Genomic DNA, 1188 nt, shown 5'->3' with positions numbered 1-1188 from the left:
CGCACCCTCTACGACGAGGCCACCGCCTGGTCACACCACGCAACCCTCCCAACCGCCGCTTGACACCACTACGGCATGGGATGTCTGACAGCACCGCCACGAGCCCATCAGGAGACGCTCAGCAGCAGAAAGCTGTTTGCCGGGCCCGCCACTGATCAACAAGAATTGGCGGATGGCACATGAGTCAGTGCGGGCCGACTTCGCGATCAAACCCACGCTGGTCGGGCGGAATGTTCTCCTTCGACCGTTCCAAGCGGAGGACGTTCCGACCATCGCCGCGATCATCAGAGACCCGCAGGTCCGCATGTACACCGGCGGCGCCCACCTCAACTTCGATGAAGCGCTCCTCTATGAGGTCTACACCACTCGGACGCACCAGGACGACCGGCTGGACCTGGCAGTCATCGATCGAGTCAGCGGGGGCCTGGTCGGCGAGGTCGTGCTCAACGAGTGGGACGAGCACAACCGCAGCTGCAACTTCCGCACCTTGCTCGGTCCCCAAGGACGCGATCGAGGTCTGGGGACCGAGGCCGCCCGCTTGATCATCGGCTACGGGTTCGAGCAGTTGGGCCTGCATCGGATCTCGCTGCACGTGTATGCTTTCAACCCGCGTGCCCGCCACGTCTACGAGAAGGTTGGCTTCGCGGTCGAGGGCATCGAGCGCGAGAGCCTGCTCTACGAGGGCGAATGGATCGATGCCGTGCGCATGGCCCTGCTCGATCGGGAATGGCAGCAACTCCGGGACGCCGCAGGCTGACCCGCTGCGTCACTTGGCCACGACGCGTCGCTCTCGGCAAGCAAGGACCGATCAGCACGGCCGAACTCCGCCACCTCTCCGGCGAACCCTTCTCCTACCGGCCGACCTTCTAGGAATCGCCTGACCAGCACAGGCACAAGATCAAGAGACTTTGCAATGCCCCTGGGGTGAAGCCGCCGAGATTGAGGCCAGCCTTGCCGCCGCCGAACAGGAGCTCGCCACCATGCGCGACTTCGCGGCCCGGCACAGCACCGTCCATCTCGGCATGCCCGATTTCCGCAGCGTAGTCGCGCGCATCGACTCCGAGCAGCCAAACGAAGGTGCGAAGCAGCAGTCCTGAGAGTGCGGTTCGCGCCGTAATGCCGGGTTTGGCGTCGCTCGATGGGGTGACATTGGGGCATCTCTGCCGGTCAGGCATTCGAGATTCGCTT

Annotated in this window: 2 protein-coding genes; one reads left to right on the top strand and one right to left on the bottom strand. The window is 64.1% G+C overall.

The window, feature by feature from the left end:
- Positions 1 to 172: 172 nt before the first annotated feature.
- Positions 173 to 757 (top strand): GNAT family N-acetyltransferase, encoded by a 585-nt coding sequence (locus ACZ38L_RS39590; RefSeq protein WP_465703027.1) that lies wholly within the window; start codon positions 173 to 175, stop codon positions 755 to 757.
- A gap of 109 nt (positions 758 to 866) precedes the next feature.
- Here ACZ38L_RS39590 and ACZ38L_RS39585 read toward each other — a convergent pair.
- Positions 867 to 1188, bottom strand: a 322-nt coding sequence (locus ACZ38L_RS39585; protein ID WP_465703025.1) for a hypothetical protein, incomplete at its 5' end; no start/stop codon positions are given.

This window comes from Kitasatospora sp. NPDC024654 (genome assembly GCF_055559155.1).
The sequence above is the reverse complement of the archived record's forward strand: the minus strand, read 5'-3'. Positions and strand labels throughout refer to the sequence as shown.

Bases quoted from the DNA above. Each gene is read 5' to 3' on its own strand.
- ACZ38L_RS39590 (WP_465703027.1), top strand. From the start codon at position 173: ATGGCACATGAGTCAGTGCGGGCCGACTTCGCGATCAAACCCACGCTG.